Here is a 15,261-nt window from a genome sequence, read left to right on the forward strand (position 1 = left end):
CTCTGGTGTCCTCCCGATTGAGCGTCGAAGAACGACGGGCCCACCTTATCGAGGCCGCGATCGGCCTTGCCGAGAAGAAGGGGGTCGCGGGAGTCACCACCCGCGATGTCGCCCAGGCCGCCGGGGTCTCGCTAGGCGTAGTGCACTACTGCTTCGAGAACAAGGACGCGCTGATGACCGAACTGGTCAAGGCGCTGTCGATGGAACTGCGCGATTCGGTGGACGCCGAGGAATCGGTCTGGCAAGAGGCCGGTACCGGTAAGAACGCGCTGCGGGATCTGCTGCGGGCCGGGCTGGAACTCATGTGGCTCAATATCGAGGCCACCCCCGAGCGGCAGCTGCTCACCTACGAGACCACTACCTACGCCCTGCGTGAGGGTGAGCAGACTCCCGCCAAACTCGCCATCGCCCGGGAACAGTACAACTTCAACGACTCCACTGTCGCCGATGTTCTCGATCACGCCCGCGACGCCACCGGCAGTACCTGGGCGGTACCGGTCCAGCAGCTCTCCCGGTTCACCCTCAGCGTGATCGACGGCATCGTGTTGCGCTGGCTGGTCGACGACGACAGCGAAAGCGTCCGGGTTCAACTCGATCTCCTCGCCCAGGCGCTGGCCGCTCACGCGGAATGACCGGCGCGGCTCGGACGCCGCGCCCCGTCACGGTGCCGGAACCGGCCGCTGCACATGGGTGGTCGCACCGTCGCGCCACCACGGCACGGAAACGGTGCGCACCACCGCGCCGGACAACCGCACCCGCAGTTCGTCGTGCACCACCAGCGGTCCGTCCTGTTCCGGAAGCCCGAACAACCGCCGCAGCACCACTCCCAGGGGTTCCCGCTCCCATTCGGTTTCCCGGCCCCCTCCCAGCACCTCCGCCTCCACCTGTTCCGAGACCGGCGCCACGTCGAGCAGTACGGCCAGATCCGCGGCCGTGGCCGGATCCGCGACCACCAGCCGGTCGGGCGGCACCGCGAGACCGAACCAGGCCTGGTCCAGCACCAGCGCGTCGGCCGCGTCGATCACCGCTCCGGTGAGCGCCCGGACCCGGTCCGGCGGGTCGATCGCGCCGAGGTCGAGGCGCCCCACCGCCGCGCCCAGCCGGGCGTGAATCCGCGAAACCACTTCGGGAGCGGGCGTTCTGTCACTATCGGCCAGCGCCTCCAGCAGTGTCGTGGCCAGCGGGAGGTCGATACCCTCCGGATCGGCCAGACAGCCCCGGAGCGCGTCCAGGTCGGTGCCGGACAAGCCGGGGATCGGCAGTTCCGGTAGCAGCCCGGCGAATTCGGTATCGGCCGGATGCCGGTACCCGCCCAGCGCGATCCCGTCGATACGCGCGTACCGGCGCAGCCACCACGCGGTATAGCTCTCCGGATCGGCCAGCAGCGGGCGGATGTGTTCGGTGGTCAGCAGCCGCCACAGTGCCTCGGGCCAGGCCGCGTCGTCCACCAGGTCCAGATCGCGGACCGCCACGATCTCCGGTGGATCCTCGGAAAGTCCCGCCCACCAGGTCTCCTCGTCGTCGAGATGGTGGTCGGGCCCGGTGGGATCGGTTTCGGCCACGATTCCGAAATCCCAGCCCACACCGATCGCCTGCAGCGCCGTGGCGCCGTATTCGTCGACCACCTCGCGCGCGACTACCCCGAAGGGCGAATCCGGCACCAGCAGTTCGATCAACGGCGCGTCGGGCAGCAGCAGTTCGTCGGCGGGCCGCGGAGTACCCGCGGCGTCGGGCAGTTCGAGCTGCCTCAGCCAGGGCGGCAACGCGTCCGCGTCGGCGACCGCCGCCAGCCGCAGTACCGCGTCGACCGTATCGGGGTCACCGGGATGCTCGCTCAGTTCCGTCCGCAGCGCCGGGTCCGACAGCAGATCGGCGACCCGGGCCCGCAGGGCGCCCAGCCGGGCCAGTAGCGGATGCGCGGCCGCGGGATGCACCAACCGGGCCCAGCGCACCGGTACCGGATCGGGTAACGCGGCCAGTTCGTCATCGAGGACGACCGTCCGGGGCCCGGTCACCGTCCGGCCGTCGGCCAGCGGCACCGCGAGGGCCCCCAGCTCTTCGACCGACAGCGGATCGGCGGCGAAGGGTTCGAGCGCGCTGTAGAACGCGAACCACCAGGACGGCGGCCGGTCCAGCCCGCTCGACAACTCGGCCAGCCGGGCGAGCCCCAACCGGTGGACGCCGACGGACGCCAGCGCCTCGGCCTGCCGGGACCCCGACCACTCGGGCAGCACCAGCGGATCCAGGACGCCCGCGAGCAGATCGGCGAGATCGGAGGTCAGACCGGGGAACAGACTCGCGCGCGCGGGTACCGCGACCCGATCCGCCGGGGCGGGATCGTCCGGGCCATCGGATTCCGAGGGCGGCACGGGCACGACCGGAACCCAGGCATTGGCGCGCAGTTCGCCCAGTACCGCCTCACGCAGCAGGCCGTCGGCCTCGCTGCGGGCGAATCCCGGCGTGGGCACCAGCACCAGGCGCGCGCTGGGCGGCAGCGCCCGCGCGAACTCCGCGTAGCCGGCGGCGAGGCCGGACAGCGGCGCACCCGGCAGCAGTCTGCGGCGGTCCGGCTGCATGGCGACCTCCGCGATGAGCATCGCCGGCAGCGACAACTCCTCGTCGGAGCGGGTGGGCGCCCGCAGCACATCGGGTTTCGCGGCTACCGGGACGCCGTCGCGAACCGGGACCAGCCAGCGGGCGCGCTCGGCGCGGAACTGCCACCACACTTTCTCGCGGTCGCCGGCGGTGACCCGCAACTCGGTCAACCCGCTCGCGCCGAGTTCACGGGTCTCGGCGCGCACGACGTACTCCCCGATCCGGATCTCACGCAGCGCTGGCAACTCCAGCAGCAGGTCGACGGCCTCGGCGCGCATGGATTCCAGGAGCGCGTCCGGATCCACGCCCGCGCGCAACGTCAGCACGATCTCGCTGTCGGCGCCGACCCGAGGTGCCGCCGGTACCGGCCAGGCCAGCCGCAGGACCGGCGGGTCGAAACCCTCCGGCAGCGCCGGGAGCGTGACCCCGGCCTCGTCCAGGGCCCCACGCGTGTCTTCGCGCGAGAAACGCAGTGATCCGCTGGTGGACCGGAACTCGATCTCGTCGGCGACGGTGAGGACCGCGGTGAATCCGACTCCGAACCGGCCGACCGCCCCGCCCTCCGGCTTCCCGGACGACCGCAGTGCCGTGAGCGCGTGTACCCCCGGCGTATCCAGGGGCGCGCCGGTGTTCGCGATCGACAGGGTCCGGCCGCCGCACCACACCTCGACCCGCCCCGGCACCCCGGCGGCCCGCGCGGCATCCGCGGCGTTCTGGGCCAATTCGGTGAGCAGGCGGTCGCGATAGCCGGCCGCGACCAGATCGGCCTCGGTCGCCGCGTCCTCACGCAGCCGGGTCGGTGAATCGCGCCACGCCGCGAGCACCGCGTCGCGCAGCCGGGCCGTCCCGAACGGGTCGGTGCCACCGGGATGCGGGTCCGCGGATGTTTCCGCAGTGCCGAGGATATTGGCGGCCGGGTCGGTCTCGTTCACCGAAACAGCCTACGTGCCAGGGCTGGGCGCACCGAACTCGTTTCCGGCGGTGGCAGCGGCGGGCGAGACGGCGCACGCGGCCATGACCGCGAGAGCGACGACGGGATGGCTTCCGGATCGGCTCCGGGAGCCGCCGATTACGCTCCGGCGTCCGGGTCGTCGTTCCCGGCGGCGTCCGATTCCGCTGCGACGGCCGGCTCCGGCACCGGCCCACCGGCTACGACCGCTTCCGGCGCCACGACCGCTTCCGGCACGGACACCTCGGACTCCGGGCTCCCGACCGGCTCGGCAGGCGATTCCGCCACCGCTTCCGGCTCATCGTTCCCGGGGGTCTCCGCGTCCGGCACGGAGATATCACCGGACGAGGTCACGGTTTCCGCTACCGCCGTGTCCGCGGCGGCACTCGAGGTCCCCGCCACACCCACGGCCGCGGCCGTCGCGTCCCCGGCTTCCGCGGCCGACTCCGCGGGGGCGGTATCCACGCCGCCGGTTCCGGACTCGCGTCGCGCCGGCGCTTCCGCCGCGACGACCTCGACCGCGGCATCGTCGTATGCCTCGTAGATCGGCGACCCCGCGCCCGTCGGCATGGTGGTGTCGGAATGCGCGCCGCATCCGTAACCCACGTTCACGACCCGGCCGTCGGCACCCATGGCATTGGCGCAGACCCCGAAGGCGGCCCGCAGCGCCCCGGCCAGGGGAACATAGAAACCACAGGTCTCACAGGTGCCGGGGGCGGCCTTGGCCATCTCGGCGTCGGGGCCGTGTTCGGCGTACCAGCGTTCGGCGGCGTCGGCGCGGCCCTCCAGGCTCAGGACCTGCTTGCGGCCCAGTCCCACCTGGCACGCCACCTCGTCGACCTCGGGATCGCCGGTGGCGGTGTAACCGGGCACCAGTCGCGGATCGTCCGCCGGCGGGGCCAGTAGGTCGCCGGGGGTCAGGTCGCCGGGGCGCACCCGCTGCTCCCAGGGCACGAAATCCGGCGCGATCAACGCGTCGGGGCCGGGCAGCAGCGCGGATTCGCTCACCGTCACCCGGTCGGTGTCCGGCGCGGCCGCGACCACTACGGCCCACTGCCAGCCGTGGTATCCCGGCAGGGTGGCCTCGAAGCGGTGCGTGGCCGCGCAGTCGTCCTCGGCGCGGACTCCGAGATGCCGGCCGACTCCGGTCGGTTCCAGGTCCAGGAGCGCACGACGAGCCAGGTCGACGGCCCCTGCCAGGATCGTCCGCACGTCGGTGTCCGAAACAGATACTGCGCTCACGGTCTACATTTTGCCGTATGAAGCACACTCGGCGTACCTGGGTCGGTGCCGCGCTGCTCTGCCTGCTCGCTCCGAGCGCGTGCGGGAACGCCGACGGCGCCCCGCCGGGCCTGAAGACCGAGGTGCTCGCCACCCACCCGCACGACCCGGCCGCGTTCACCCAGGGGCTGGAAATCGACGGTGACGTGCTGTACGAGGGCACCGGGATGGTCGGGCGATCCGGCGTGCGCGCGACTTCCCGCGCCGACGGCGCCGAACTCGCGCGCGCCGACGTACCGCCCCCGTACTTCGGCGAGGGCGTCACCCTGGCCGGCGACACGCTGTGGCAGATCACCTGGCGGGAAGGGGTGGCCTTCGCCCGCGACCCGCGGACGCTGGCGGAGAAGAACCGGGTCCGCTACGACGGCGAGGGATGGGGTCTGTGCGCCCGCGACGGGCGCCTGGTCATGAGCGACGGATCGGCGACCCTCACTTTCCGTGACCCGGTCACCTTCGCCACCACCGGATCGATCACCCTGACCGATCGCACCGACGCCCGGCTCAACGAACTCGACTGCGCGGCGGACGGGTCGGTCTACGCGAACGCCTGGCCGACCGACGAGATCCTGCGGATCGATCCCGACTCCGGGCGTGTCCTGGGCGTGATCGACGCCTCGGGGCTGCTGACCCCCGCCCAGCGCGCGGGTACCGATGTCCTCAACGGAATCGCCCAGATCCCGGGAACCGACCGCTTCCTGATCACCGGGAAGTACTGGCCTTCGACGTTCGAGGTGCGTTTCGTCCCGGCGTGACGACCCCGTTGTGGAAGCGACACATCTCACTTTCCGCCCACACCGAGCAGGGCGGGGTTTGCGCCGCCGCGGCGTGGGCCAGAATTGAGTAGTGCCCACTTCCCGCGAGCCCTCCGGTTCCGATCGCGGTCGGTGGCCCGCCGGCGAGTCCCCGCCACCCCAGCGGCATCCAGGTTTCGACCGCTACCCACCGCCGAACGTGCCACACCGCAACCGCCGACCCGACAACGGCCACACCCGCCCCACCCCGCCCCCGACGCGTCCCTATGAACTGAACGACCCGGGGTCCGGTGCCGGATCAGGCGATCCGGCGCCGCGCGGTGCCGACCGGATGCCGCCACGCGGGGACGAACAGGCACGCGCCCCGGAGCGTGGTAGCCGGTTCACGCGGGTCTTCGGGTCGCTGGGCCGGAACCGGACCCCGGCGGCCCCCGATACGCCGCCTGCGGCGCCGGCGCCGGGCGCGTCCGCCCCGCCGAAGCCGGCCGAGTTCGCCGAATCGGCCCCGATCACCGCGTCGTTCCGGATGGACGAGAGCAACGGCACCGGCCCGGAACCGTGGTCCGCCCCGCGCGGCGCGTTCCGGCGTCCCACCGAACACCGGCGGCACGAGCCCCGTGAACCCGAGGAGGGCACCGCCGGTCCCGGTGGGCAGCACAATCGGCCCCGGCACGCCGACCCCACCGAACCGGCTCCGACCGCGGAGTACCCGGAGGCCGGATCCGCTCCGGATACCGACGACGGCCGGCGCACCCCGCGCAAGCTCACCGTCACCCGGGTAGCGGCGATGCGCGGCCGCGAGCTCACGGGCAAGGGCATCGCCACCTTCCGGCGGGCGGCCGAGGCAGATGGCGCCGACAAGTCGGGACTCACCGCGCTGACCTACGCCACGATGGCGAATTTCGCGCTGGACGCCGCGATCGCGGTCGCGCTGGCCAATACGCTGTTCTTCGCCAGCGCGACGGCCGAGAGCAAATCCAAGGTCGCGCTGTACCTGCTGATCACCATCGCCCCGTTCGCGATCATCGCTCCCCTGATCGGTCCGGCGCTGGACCGGCTCCAGCGCGGTCGCAGGCTCGCACTGGCCAGTTCTTTCGCGGCGCGCGCGGTCGTGGCGGTGGTGCTCATCTTCAGCTTCGACAGCTGGGTGCTCTACCCGCTCGCGCTGTGCATGATGGTGCTCAGCAAATCGTTCGCGGTGCTCAAGAGCGCGGTCACACCACGGGTGCTACCACCGGATATCGACCTGGTACGCACCAATTCCCGGCTCACGGTTTTCGGGCTGGTGGGCGGAACGCTGGGCGCCGGCGGGCTCGCCGGGGTCATCGCCGCGATCGCCGGATCCACCGGCGCGCTCGTCCTGGCGACCGGGATCGCGATCGGCGGAGCCTATCTGAGCTGGAAGATCCCGCGCTGGGTCGAGATCACCGAGGGCGAGGTCCCCACCACGCTCGGCTATCACCGGCACCGCACGCCGGATGAGACGGCGGTAGACGAGGACGCCACGGTCCCGGCCCGCAAACGCCGCCAGCCGCTGGGGCGGTCGGTGGTCACCGGGCTCTGGGGCAACGGCAGTATCCGGGTCCTGACCGGATTCCTCACCTTCTACATCGCGTTCGTGGCCAAGGCCACCGAGCACCGCCCGGTTCAGCAGGCGGCGATGCTGGGGCTGGTCGGCGCGGCCGCGGCCGTCGGCAATTTCGCGGGGAACGCCACCGGCGCGCGGCTCCGGCTCGGGCGGCCGTCGCTGATCGTGGTGAACTGCACCCTCGGCTGTACGGTCGTCGCGGTCGTCGCGCTGGTGCTGGACAATCTGCTGGGCGCCGCACTCGCCGCGCTGGTAGCCGCGGGTGCGAGCGCACTGGCCAAGGTATCTCTGGACGCCGCGATCCAGGACGATCTCCCACCCGAGTCCATCGCGTCCGGATTCGGGCGATCGGAGACGGTGCTACAGCTGAGCTGGGTGATCGGCGGCGCGGGCGGCGTGCTGCTGCCGACCGACTACTGGAAGGGTTTCGCGGTGGTCAGTGCCGTCCTCGCCGCGGGCCTCGTCCAGACTGTGGTGAGCTACCGCGGGCACAGCCTGCTCCCCGGCCTCGGCGGCCATCGGCCGCTGCATGCCGAACAGGAACTCCCGCATCACGACCATCCACCACGAGGAGACGCCGCCCGGTGAGTACGAACAAGGTCCGCACGACGCTCGCACTGGCCCTGGCCGGGGTGCTGGTCCTGGTGGCCGCGACCGCCGGGGTCGTCTGGCTGCTGGCCCGCGACGCCGAACCGCACGAGCCCGAACTCACCGCCTACGCGCATGGGACCACCGTCACGGTGCCGCCGTTCCGCTACTGCACCGTCCGGATGCAGGACTGCAAACAGGGCGACACCACATTCCTGGAGGTCCCCGCGGGCAACCCGCTGCAGATCTCACTGCCGGACGAGATCGTGGGCACCCCGTGGGAATTGCTGCCGCTGTACGCGCGCGCCGACGGCGTGGTCGTGGAGCAGCCGAGTTCCTATCGCGATCACCCGCAGGACGTGCGCGCGCTGACCGTGGATTCGCGGCCCGAGCCCGGGCTGGAGCTGATCGGGGTGGAGCTGCAGGTGATGATCATCGCCATCGACGAGGCCGGTAACGAATTCCCGATCCCGCACGCCATCTGGTCCATCAAGACGGCCTGAGACGAGCACGGGCCGGCCCGATCGACCGGGCCGGCCCGTAGTTTTCGCTGCTACCGCCGCTCAGCTGTCGAGTTCACGCGCCACCGCGCGGACCACCTCGGAGATACGCTGCGCGGTCTTGCGATCGGGATAGCGGCCCTTGCGCAGATCCGGCTGCACCTTCGCCTCGAGCAACGTGATCATGTCCTCGACCATGCCGTGCAGTTCGTCCGGGCTGTGCTTACGGGCGGGCGGTTCCTTACGGGAGTTGCGCTCCTGGTTCTGCCGCACCGACGGGGGCGCCTCGACCAATTTCAGGCTCAGCGCCTGCGGGCCGCGGCGGCCGGCCGCCATGCCGAATTCGACCCGCTGGCCGGGCTTCAGCGACTCCACGCCCTGGGGCAGCGCGGACGAGCGGACATAGACGTCCTCCCCCTCGTCCTGGGAAAGGAAGCCGAAGCCCTTTTCCACGTCGTACCACTTCACCTTGCCGGTCGGCACTGCGCTCACCCGTTCGTCTGTTCGGCACCCGGCCCAGCGGGCCCGGGCGCACATGTCTGCCGGGACCCGCCGGTGCGGGCCCTGCCATTACTCGAAAAACGCGCCCCGCAAGCATGCAGGACGCGAGATCGTTCCAGAGTCTACCCCGGTGGGCACGGCACCAGCACATCGGTTTTACCGTCGAACAGTGACGAACCCCGCCGATCCCGGCCCCTCGACCCCGCCTCCCGGACGCCCTTCCGGCAACTGGCTACTGCAGGTCGCGCTGGGCCTTTTCACCATCGGACTGCTCGCCGTCGTGGCGATCTTCCTGACCCCGATCCTCACCGACGGTGAGCCGGGACTCTGGTTGTACCTCGGCGCCATGCTGGCGCCGGTCGGTTTCGTCCTCGCGCTGATCTTCGCGCTGCGGTCCGGACGCCGATCCAGGTGACAACTGTTCAGTACCCTTCCCGGTCGCGACCCAAGCGTTATGTGATCCTAATCACATAACAAGAGGATAACGAGGGGGGTGTCGAGGTCGCGGTCGCGCGGCGCGGCGTCACTAGCTGCACGGAGTCGCCGACCTCGCCCCGAGACCGTTCCGCAACCGCTCCGCACACGCCGGTTACCAAATAGTGATTTTTCGGCGGGAACGTCGTACCGTCTATCCCAGCCGGGGCCTCCCGGCCCACCGGCCCGCCGCACCGAACCTCGCCCCGCGGGTACCGGAACCCAACGGAAACCACAAGGGGCGAGGGCGGGACGGGCACCCTCTCAGCCTGGACCCGAGCGAATCCCTCGCAGGTGCGTACGAGAGGAAGACGAACCCGAATGAGTGGACGCCATCGCAAGCCCACCAATACCGGTCGCACTGTCGCCAAGGTCGCCGTCACCGGCGCCATGATCAGTGGTGCGGGCGCAGCCCTCGCCGGTACCGCCAGCGCGGCACCCGACTCCGACTGGGATCGACTCGCGCAGTGCGAAGCCGGCGGTAACTGGAACATCAACACCGGCAACGGTTATCACGGCGGCCTGCAGTTCTCCCCGAGCACCTGGACGGCGAACGGCGGTGGCGAATACGCCCCGACGGCCAACCAGGCCTCCCGCGAACAGCAGATCGTGGTCGCCGAGAAAGTACTCGCCTCGCAGGGCTGGGGCGCATGGCCCTCCTGCTCCTCCTCGCTCGGCCTGAGCAGCGGCTCCACGCCGCGCGAATCTCCGGCCGACACCCCCGCCGTGCAGACGGAGGCCCCGAGCACCCAGAGCACCCCCGCCGCGCCGCAGGTCCAGGCTTCGCAGCCGCAGGCCCAGACGCAGTCGCAGGAGGTCTACACCGCCGTGGATCGCGCACTCGCCGCGGTTCAGGCGCAGGGCGTTCAGGTCCCGCAGCCCGCGCTGGATCTGTTCGAGGCCGTCAAGGCCAACAACCCCCAGCTGGATCCGGGCGTCCTGGGCTTCTACGAGACCCACAAGGGCATGCTGCCTTCCTGAGCCGCAGCACCCACAGCTACGAGAGAACCCCGCATCCCATCATCGGATGCGGGGTTCTCTCGTTCGTCCGCTCAGCGGTTGATCACCGTGTTCGGATGGATGTACGGCAGCGTTTCGGCAGCCACCGGGAACTCGGTGTCCTCACCGAAGGGCGAGAGGTTGCCGGAGCGGGCCGACGACAGTTCGGTGACGGCGTGCTCACCATCGGCCACCTCGGGCCATCCGTTGTCGACGTAGGGTTTCTTCGATTTGTTCACCACGTCCTCATTCTGGCATGCCCGCACGCCCCGGCCACCCATGCCGGCACCACCGGCGCCGGTCGCGGCTAATCTGGACCGGATGACCGGGTCCAACTCCTATTCCGCCTGGCTCGGCGGGCGATCCGATGCCCAGCTCGTGGCGCTGCTGCAACGGCGGCCGGATCTGGCGGTACCGCTGCCCTCCTCCATGTCCGTGCTGGCCACCCGCGCCGAGCAACGTGCCTCGGTACTGCGGGCCGCCGACGATCTGGACACGGTCGCCTTCGGGATCGTGGAAGCCCTGGCGACGCATACCGCCGCCGGGCACGAGCCGATGACCCGCACCGAACTCAAACGGTCGCTGCGGGGGCGGGCGAAGGCGGCCACCGTGGACGCGGCACTCACCGAACTCGGCGACCGTGCGCTGGTCTGGCCGGACGGCGACCGGTTGCGTCTGGTCCCCGCCACCGCCGAGGCCCTTCCGTGGCCATTGGGCAGCGGAATCACGGCCGAGGCCCTGACCGAGGCGGAGATCGCCGCCGCGCTGCCCGGTCTCCCCGCTGCCGAACGCGCGCTCCTGGACACGCTCGCCGAAACCGGCCCGCGCGGGCGCACCCGCGATGCCGCGCCCGGCGCCGCGCAGGACCGCCCGGTCCCGCGGCTGCTGGCCCGGCAGCTCCTGCGCCGGGTGGACGACGAGACGGTGGAACTGCCGGCGGCGGTCGGCGCGCTACTGCGCTCGGAACCCGTCGTCGATCCGTACCATCTCACCGCACCCGAACTCGCGGCGACAGTCCACCCGATGGGCGAGGTCGACGGCGCCGGGGCCGGTGAGGTCGGCGAACTGCTACGGCATTGCGCGGCGATACTCGAGGTCCTGGGCCAGGCACCGGCACCGGCATTGCGAGCGGGCGGGCTCGGAGTACGGGAGTTGCGCCGTGTCGCCAAGGCGGCCGGAGTCGACGAGACCCGGGCCGGGCTGCTGGTGGAATTGCTGGCCGCCGCCAAACTGATCGAGAAAGGCTTCCCGGATCCGCCCCCCGAGGCGGACGCCGAGGATTTCTGGGCGCCGACACCGGCCACCGATTCCTGGCTGGAGGCGCCGCCCGCCCGCCGCTGGGTCCCGCTGGCGCTCGCCTGGCTGGAGATGGACCGGTACCCGTGGATGATCGGGTCCCGCGACAGCGCGGATAAACCGATGGCCGCGCTCGCGCACGAACTGCGGCTCCCCTACGCGGTACGGGATCGCCGCACGATCCTGGACGCGCTCGCCGAGCAACCCTCCGGCACCGCCGTACCAACCGCCGATATCGCCCGGCTGCTGGCGTGGCGCCTGCCCCGGCGCCGGCGGCTCTATCGCGGCGGAGTCGTCGACCACACCCTGGGCGAGGCCGCGACGCTCGGTCTCGCCGGCCGCGGCGCGCTCACCGCCGCCGGGCGGGCGCTGCTGGCGGGTTCGGCCGCCCAGGCCGAGTCGGCACTCGAGGCGGCACTCCCCGACCCCGTCGATCACGTACTGGTCCAGGCCGACCTCACCGTAGTGGCGCCCGGACCCCTCACCGCGGAACTCAACCGCAAGATCGAACTGGTCGCGGATGTGGAATCCGCGGGCGCCGCCACCGTCTACCGGCTCGGCGAGGCATCGCTGCGGCGGGCGCTCGACGCCGGATTCACCGCCGCCGAGCTCCACAGCCTGTTCGACCGCCACTCCCGGACCCCTGTCCCGCAGACGCTCACATACCTGATCGACGATGTCGCGCGGCGGCACGGGCGGTTACGCGCGGGCATGGCGCAATCGTTCGTGCGCAGCGAGGACCCGGCACTACTCGCCCAGGTGCTGGCCTCTCCGGTGTCCGACGTATTGGCATTGCGCGGTATCGCGCCCACCGTGGCGATCTCCCAGGCTCCGCTCGGCGAGCTGTTCGAGGAACTGCGCAAGACGGGGTTCGCCCCCGCGGGTGAGGATGCCTCGGGTGCGATCGTGGATCTGCGGCGGCGCGGTGCGCGTATCAATATGCGACCGCTGGCCCGGCAGCCGTACCGGCCTGCCCCGCCCAGCACCGAACAGCTGGAGGTGCTGGTCACCGAACTACGCGCCGGGGACCGTGCGGCCACCGCCGCTCCCGGTCAGGCCGTGCGCAGTGACGGCAGCCGCACCAGCACCGCCGCGGCCCTGGCCCTACTGCAACTGGCCGCACGTGTCCGGCGCCAGGTGCATATCGGCTACGTCGACGCCAAGGGCACCGCGATCCAGCGGGTGGTGGAACCGGTCCGGGTCGGCAACGGCCAACTCGAGGCCCTCGACCCCGTCACCGGAACCGTGCGGCAGTTCACCCTGCACCGGATATCCTCGGTCGCCCTGCTCGAATAGCGCCGGCCGGTCAACCGCGCAGATCGCCGGGGTAGAGGTACCGGTCCTCCGGCGGGGTGGTGCCCAGCAACCAGGCATCGAAGAAGCCGGTGAGATCGGCCGGCGATTTCGACTGGATGAAAGCCCGGAATTCCGGCATCGACGAATGCCCGTATGCGTGTGCGGTCGCGAACTCCCGGAGCGCACCGAAGAACACCGTGTCACCCAGCTGTTTACGCAGAGCGTGCAGGAACAGCGGGCCCCGGTAGTACACCGAGGTGAACAGGTGATCCGAGCCCGGATTCTGCAGCGGCACTTCCCAGAACTTCGGTTTCGACAACGCCCGGCGGATATCGTCCCGGTACTCGGCGTCCACATCCTTGCCCTCCATCCGCTCCGGCCACAGATAGTCGGCGGTATAGCTGGCCAGGCACTCGTTGAGGCAGATATCGGACCAGCTGTACACCGACACCGAATCGCCCCACCACTGATGGGCCATCTCGTGCACCACGGTGTTCAGGTCCGCCCAGTCCGCGTAGATCGGCCGGGTCTGGGTCTCGAGGGAGAACTGCAACGGAGCGGACAGGAAGATCCCGCCCGCCGCATCGAATGGATAGGGCCCATACGCGTTTTCGAGGAAATCGAGGATCTCCGGCAGACGCTGCTCGTGTTCGCGCATACCCTCCGCGCCCGGAGCGAACCCGCTCAGCAGCTGGGTACCGTTCGCCCGGCGCTGCTCGAGGTAATCGAAGCGGTCCACGGCGACAGTGGTGAGATACCCGATCACCGGCTTGCGCTGTTCCCAGGTGACGGTGCGGGAACCGTCGCGCACCTCGTCACGCACCCGGACCCCGCCCGACATCACCTCCCATTCCGCCGGAACCGTGGTGTGCAGCGTGAAAGTCGCCTTGTCCCGCGGGGAATCGTTGAGCGGATACCAGGTGGAGGCCGAATGTGGTTCCCCGGCGGCGAAAGCCCCGCCCGTCGGGGCGTACGTCCAGCCCGCACCCTGGGTATCGGCCGCGACACCCGCGTAGTCGACGGTGACCGTGAACGGCAGGCCCGGCAACAGCGGCAACGACGGACGCACGACCAGCTCATGAGGGGCACGCGATTCGAAACCCGCGGGCATGTTGTTCACCCGCACCGCCCGGACGGGCGGACCGTTGAAATCGAGGTTGAACGAGGTGAGCGGCTGAGTCGCCAGCGCGTCGATCCGAGTCGACCCGGTGAGCTGATGCCCCGCCGGGTCGTAACCCAGGGTCACCTCGTAATGCTGTGCGTCGTACCCACCGTTACCGTCCTGCGGGAAGTAGGGATCCCCCAACCCATCCGACCCCGCCAGCACCCCCGGCGCCTGAGCTCCGGCGGGCACGAGCGACAACCCGGACAGCACCACCACCCCGGCGACGAGCCAGCGGGTGAACCCCATGCGAAACCCCTTCCACAGTCAGTGGGGCCGACGGTAACCCCGTCCGACGACGTTAGCCGGTGTATCTTTTGGCACGGTTTCGCCGCGCGGGGTTCGGTGCGGCGGAGCCGCTCCGGATCACAACAGCAGCCGATTCGTCGCGCTGCGCTGGACTTGTTCCGCAAGGGCCAGGTTATCGGTGAGCAGGCGCCATTCGGTTTCGGCGATGGCGGCGCGGGCGCGGTCGATGACGGCGAGATCCGCTGTCCCCCAGGCGATGGGCATGGCGTCCACCGGGAACCAGCGCTGCCCGATCGAGCGGGTTGTGAGGTCGCCGCGTACCGCGATGGCCGGGACCCGCTCGCCGGTGGCCAGCCGGTGGCCGGGCAAGGCGCGGACCTTCTTGGTGACCAGGGCGTAGCGCGACTCCCCGGTGTCGCGCCGGGCGACGTTCACCAGGGCAAGCAGTACCGCGCCGCGCGCGTGGGTGTGGGAGATGACGGCGGGAACCAGGTCGCCCTCGGCGTAGAGCCGGGCGATCCCGGCCCGCCGCGGTGCCCACAACGCCACCCAGACGGCGGTGGCGGCGCCCAGTGCGCAGGCCAGGGCCAGCGGGTAGGACCAGGGGTGGCCGAGACGGATCAGGTACGCGGTGGCAGTGGCGGCGAGCAGGGCGGCGGGGACGGCGGCGAGGCGCACCCGGCGGCGTCCGGCGAGCACTTCGTTGACCGCGTGGGCGTGCCGGCGGTCCACCGCGAATTCGAAGCGTCGCACGTCGCCATTCCTAACACAGTTCGGCGGGCTCGGACCTTCCCTTATTGATCTCCCTGGCCGATCGCGGGTCCCAGCAGATCGTCGGCATCGGTGATCCGGTAGGCGTATCCCTGTTCGGCGAGGAAACGCTGGCGGTGCGCGGCGTAATCGGCGTCGAGGGTGTCGCGGGCGACCACCGAATAGAAATGTGCCTGGCCCCCGTCGTGTTTGGGGCGCAGCAGGCGGCCGAGCCGCTGGGCTTCCTCCTGCCGCGAGCCGAATGTCCCGGAGACCTGCAC

At 70.8% G+C, this 15,261-nt stretch carries 13 protein-coding genes and 1 pseudogene; 7 read left to right on the forward strand and 7 right to left on the reverse strand.

Annotation, left to right across the window (positions count from 1 at the left end; translation table 11 throughout):
- The coding region (locus ACWDU1_RS16730; RefSeq protein WP_449999401.1) for a TetR/AcrR family transcriptional regulator at positions 1–632 on the forward strand (632 nt) is incomplete at its 5' end.
- Positions 633–659: 27 nt separating this feature from the next.
- On the opposite strand, the gene ACWDU1_RS16735 is transcribed toward ACWDU1_RS16730, so the two are convergent.
- Together ACWDU1_RS16735 and ACWDU1_RS16740 are read right to left on the reverse strand one after the other, a co-directional pair.
- Positions 660–3,419 carry a sacsin N-terminal ATP-binding-like domain-containing protein gene (locus tag ACWDU1_RS16735; protein ID WP_449999420.1) on the reverse strand — a complete coding sequence of 920 codons (2,760 nt, stop codon included), beginning with the start codon at positions 3,417–3,419 and terminating at the stop codon, positions 660–662.
- 245 nt (positions 3,420–3,664) lie between these two features.
- A complete protein-coding gene (locus tag ACWDU1_RS16740) occupies positions 3,665–4,786 on the reverse strand; it encodes a DUF3027 domain-containing protein (protein WP_449999403.1) in 1,122 nt (373 codons plus the stop codon).
- A 17-nt stretch (positions 4,787–4,803) separates the two neighbouring features.
- On the opposite strand from ACWDU1_RS16740, the gene ACWDU1_RS16745 reads away from it, so the two are divergent.
- From ACWDU1_RS16745 to ACWDU1_RS16755, 3 genes are all read left to right on the forward strand, one after another.
- Positions 4,804–5,577, forward strand: coding sequence for a glutaminyl-peptide cyclotransferase (locus ACWDU1_RS16745; protein ID WP_449999405.1), 774 nt, complete (start codon positions 4,804–4,806; stop codon positions 5,575–5,577).
- 526 nt (positions 5,578–6,103) lie between these two features.
- Positions 6,104–7,753, forward strand: a complete 1,650-nt coding sequence (locus ACWDU1_RS16750) for an MFS transporter (RefSeq protein ID WP_449999422.1) — start codon at positions 6,104–6,106, stop codon at positions 7,751–7,753.
- The gene (locus ACWDU1_RS16755; protein ID WP_449999407.1) at positions 7,750–8,256 is read left to right on the forward strand and encodes a DUF2771 domain-containing protein; all 507 of its coding nucleotides are present in this window, start codon (positions 7,750–7,752) and stop codon (positions 8,254–8,256) included. The genes ACWDU1_RS16750 and ACWDU1_RS16755 overlap by 4 nt, the downstream gene beginning before the upstream one ends.
- Positions 8,257–8,316: 60 nt before the next feature.
- On the opposite strand, the gene ACWDU1_RS16760 is transcribed toward ACWDU1_RS16755, so the two are convergent.
- Positions 8,317–8,736 (reverse strand): cold-shock protein, encoded by a 420-nt coding sequence (locus ACWDU1_RS16760; RefSeq protein WP_449999424.1) that lies wholly within the window; start codon positions 8,734–8,736, stop codon positions 8,317–8,319.
- Positions 8,737–8,923: 187 nt separating this feature from the next.
- Here ACWDU1_RS16760 and ACWDU1_RS16765 point away from each other — a divergent pair, with 187 nt between their 5' ends.
- Positions 8,924–9,169 carry a hypothetical protein gene (locus tag ACWDU1_RS16765; RefSeq protein WP_449999408.1) on the forward strand — a complete coding sequence of 82 codons (246 nt, stop codon included), beginning with the start codon at positions 8,924–8,926 and terminating at the stop codon, positions 9,167–9,169.
- 380 nt (positions 9,170–9,549) lie between these two features.
- Positions 9,550–10,209, forward strand: coding sequence for a transglycosylase family protein (locus ACWDU1_RS16770; protein ID WP_449999410.1), 660 nt, complete (start codon positions 9,550–9,552; stop codon positions 10,207–10,209).
- Between the two features lie 71 nt (positions 10,210–10,280).
- Here the strand turns inward: ACWDU1_RS16770 and ACWDU1_RS16775 are convergent, their stop codons facing one another.
- Positions 10,281–10,469, reverse strand: coding sequence for a hypothetical protein (locus ACWDU1_RS16775; protein WP_449999412.1), 189 nt, complete (start codon positions 10,467–10,469; stop codon positions 10,281–10,283).
- A 79-nt stretch (positions 10,470–10,548) separates the two neighbouring features.
- Between ACWDU1_RS16775 and ACWDU1_RS16780 the strand changes: the two genes are divergently transcribed.
- Positions 10,549–12,819 carry a helicase-associated domain-containing protein gene (locus ACWDU1_RS16780; protein ID WP_449999414.1) on the forward strand — a complete coding sequence of 757 codons (2,271 nt, stop codon included), beginning with the start codon at positions 10,549–10,551 and terminating at the stop codon, positions 12,817–12,819.
- A gap of 10 nt (positions 12,820–12,829) precedes the next feature.
- Here the strand turns inward: ACWDU1_RS16780 and ACWDU1_RS16785 are convergent, their stop codons facing one another.
- The 3 genes and pseudogenes from ACWDU1_RS16785 to ACWDU1_RS16795 form a co-directional block, all read right to left on the reverse strand.
- Positions 12,830–14,230, reverse strand: coding sequence for a M1 family metallopeptidase (locus ACWDU1_RS16785; RefSeq protein WP_449999416.1), 1,401 nt, complete (start codon positions 14,228–14,230; stop codon positions 12,830–12,832).
- A 117-nt stretch (positions 14,231–14,347) separates the two neighbouring features.
- Complete coding sequence (locus ACWDU1_RS16790; RefSeq protein ID WP_449999418.1) at positions 14,348–14,983, reverse strand: DUF3239 domain-containing protein; 636 nt, start codon at positions 14,981–14,983, stop codon at positions 14,348–14,350.
- 41 nt (positions 14,984–15,024) lie between these two features.
- Positions 15,025–15,261 (reverse strand): annotated as a pseudogene (locus ACWDU1_RS16795) (DNA repair helicase XPB); the annotation flags it as partial.

The sequence above is a fragment of the Nocardia sp. NPDC003345 genome (genome assembly GCF_053589395.1).